This window comes from Microbacterium sp. zg.Y909 (assembly GCF_024626565.1).
In genome coordinates, this window is the sequence record NZ_JANJFJ010000471.1 from 1 (window position 1) to 3,023 (window position 3,023).

At 66.8% G+C, this 3,023-nt stretch carries 3 protein-coding genes; all 3 read right to left on the reverse strand.

Features of this window, described 5'->3' with window-relative positions:
* On the reverse strand, positions 1–860 hold an 860-nt coding region (locus NQ160_RS21470; protein ID WP_257517096.1), incomplete at its 3' end, for a sugar ABC transporter permease.
* The gene (locus NQ160_RS21475) at positions 860–2,494 is read right to left on the reverse strand and encodes an ABC transporter permease subunit (protein WP_257517097.1); all 1,635 of its coding nucleotides are present in this window, start codon (positions 2,492–2,494) and stop codon (positions 860–862) included. The genes NQ160_RS21470 and NQ160_RS21475, both read right to left, overlap by 1 nt.
* A 79-nt stretch (positions 2,495–2,573) precedes the next feature.
* Positions 2,574–3,023: sugar ABC transporter substrate-binding protein (locus tag NQ160_RS21480; protein WP_257517098.1), on the reverse strand; the 450-nt coding region annotated here is incomplete at its 5' end.

Genomic DNA, 3,023 nt, shown 5'->3' on the forward strand with positions numbered 1-3,023 from the left:
AGCGACAGGAACAGCACGAGCACGGGGATCGAGGCCAGCACCGCTCCGGCGGCGAAGAGCCCCCAGTTCGACGAGAGCTGGTTGGACACCCACTGGTACATGCCGACCGCGAGGGTCCATTGATCCTCGGAGACGAGCACGATCTTGGCGATGATGAAGTCCGCGAAAGCCGAGATGAACGCCAGCAGCGCGACGACGGCGAGGATCGGCGTCACCAGCGGGATGATCAGCTGCCAGAAGATCTGCGCGTGCGTGGCGCCGTCGATCTTGGCGGACTCGTCGATCTCCATGGGGATCGTGTTGAAGAACCCGTACATGAGGAACGTGTTCGCACCCAGCGCGCCGCCGAGGTACACGCAGATGAGCGCGATCTTGGAGTTCAGCCCCAGGGCGGGGATGACCTCGCCCAGCGTCAGCAGCATGAGGAAGATCGCCACGAAGGCCAGCGCCTGCGGGAACATCTGCACGATGAGCAGCGTCGTCAGGCCGACGCGGCGGCCGCTGAAGCGGAATCGCGAGAAGGCGTACGCAGCGGCGGCGCCCATGAGCACCGCGCCGATCGACGAGATGCCAGCGACGATGAGCGTGTTGCCGGCCCAGGCCCAGTACTTGGTGTCGGCCAGTGCCATGTAGTTGGACAGGTCGAATGCGCTGAAGAGCGCGTTCGCCGAAGAGAGCGTGCCCCGCGGGTTGAGCGAAGCCGACAGCACGTACACCAGCGGGAACGTGGCGTAGAAGATGATCGCGATCGCGACGAGGTACTTCCAGCCGACCTCGAGGAACCAGCGCCGGCGCTGGCCGGCGCGCCGCTGATCGGTGGCGGGAGTCGCCGGAACGGCCTGCGCAGTCGTGGTGGACATCACTGGTACTCCTCGAGCTTGCGGGTCTGTCGGAAGGCGACGGCGGAAATCGCTCCGACGATGATGAAGATGATGATCGACAGGGCGCTGGCCAGGCCGTAGTCGGCCACACCGCCCGAGATTCCGGCGATGTCATAGATCGCCGAGATCAGGATGTCGGTGGCACCCAGCGCATACGGCGCCCCGGGTATGGCCGGCCCGCCGTTGTTGAACATGTAGATGATGGTGAAGTTGTTGAAGCTGAACGCGAAGGACGAGATCAGCAGCGGAGCGGTCGACACCAGCAGCAGCGGCAGGATGATCGAGCGGAACTGGCGGAACCGCCCCGCACCGTCCAGCGCCGCCGCCTCGAGGGTGTCCGCCGGCAGCGCCTGCAGCGCGCCCGTGCACACGAGGAACCAGTACGGGTAGCTGAGCCACAGGTTCACCCACAGCACGGCGATCCGCGCGAGCCAGGGGTCACCCAGCCAGTTGATCTCGGCGCCGAAGAAGAAGAGGTCGTTGATCACGCCGAACTCGGCGTTGAACATGCCTCGGAACAGCAGCGCGGACATGAAGGCGGGGAAGGCGTACGGGAGGATGAACAGCGTCCGCAGCCACTTGCGCGCCCGCACGCGCGGATCGTTGAAGATGATGGCGAAGAGCAGTCCGACGCCGAAGCTGAGGACCACCGACAGGATCGCGAACGCGAAGGTCCATCCGGCCACCATCAGCAGGGGCTCCACGAGCCGGGGCTCGGTGAACAGCCGCACGAAGTTGTCGAAGCCGACGTTGACGTACCACCCGGTGGTGAGCGCGGTGCCGTCCTCAGCGACGAAGCTGCCGCGGTCGTCCGCGCTGTACACCGTGCCCGTCGTCGTGTCGGTGATCGTCTCGGCGTTCTCGTCCCACACCAGCGTGGATTCGTAGATCGCGCCGGTCGTGCCCTCTCGGGTGCGGATGGACCCGTCGTTCGGGTCGTCCGAGACGGGCACGCGCAGGCTCTGCACGGTCTGCTGGAGGGTCTGGTCGGTGAGCAGGTCCGCGCGCGGCACGACGTTCCAGCCGGGGACCTCGGTGGCGGAGCCCGCCGCGCCGATGACGGCGTCGTCGACCTCGCTCAGGGGTTCGTCGCTGTCGCCGGCGTACACGTCGCCGTCGTCGACGATGGCGAAGCCGTACTCACCGCCGCGCTCGATGACGGTCAGGGGGAAGGTGGGCGAGTCGTCGATGCGTCGCTCGCCCTGGATGAGAGCGGCGTTGACAGCCTGCTCCTGCGTGCCGATGTGGCCGCTGCCGTAATTGGTGAAGGCGATGTAGGCGGTGTACGCGAAGATGAACACCTGGAAGACCAGCAGGAAGATCAGGCCCGGCACCAGGTACTTCAGCGGCAGAGCGCGCTTGGTGAAGTAGACGACGTTGGCGATGATCAGCAGCAGGATCGAGACCGACAGGATCAGCCACGACTCCGCGCGCACCGCGCTGATGGCCGCCATGATGCCGAAGGCGTTGACCACCGCCATCAGCAGCAATTTGACGACGAAGCCCCATCCGATGCCGCGCCAGCTGCGCGCGTGCGACTCGCCACGGGGGGTGAGTGAGGGTGAGGACGTCTGCGGCGCGGGCGCTGCGGCTTTTTCCTGCGGTACCGACATGTGCTTCTCCTGCATCGGGGGCTCGCGGTGTGCGAGAGGGTGCGGGGCGGGAGGGATGAGCCTCCCGCCCCGCGGGGTATCAGCCGATGGCTGCTTCGACGTCAGCGACCATCTGGTTCCACGTCGACACGGGGTCGGCGCCACCGATGATCTGAACCTGCGCGGCGTTCCACAGGTCCCAGACCGAACCCATCTCGGGGATGGACGGCATGGGGACGCCGTTCTGCGACGAGGCGACGAAACCACCGATGATCGGGTCGCTCGAGACCTCCTCGGCCAGCTCGCTCCACGCCGGGATGCGCGGGTCGGCCTCGTACAGGGCCTTCTGCGCCTCGGGGGTGGCGAGGTAGTTCGTCAGGAACTCCTGGGCCAGCAGCGCGTTCTCGCTCTGCGAGCTCAGGTAGAAGCCCTGCACGCCCACGAACGGCGCGGCGGTCTCGCCACCGGCGGACGGGATCGGGTTGACCGTGACGTTGACGCCATCGGCGGTCAGCGCCTCGATCGCCCACGGGCCCTGAACGGTGTACGC

Bases quoted from the DNA above. Each gene is read 5' to 3' on its own strand.
- NQ160_RS21475 (WP_257517097.1), bottom strand. From the start codon at position 2,494: ATGTCGGTACCGCAGGAAAAAGCCGCAGCGCCCGCGCCGCAGACGTCC.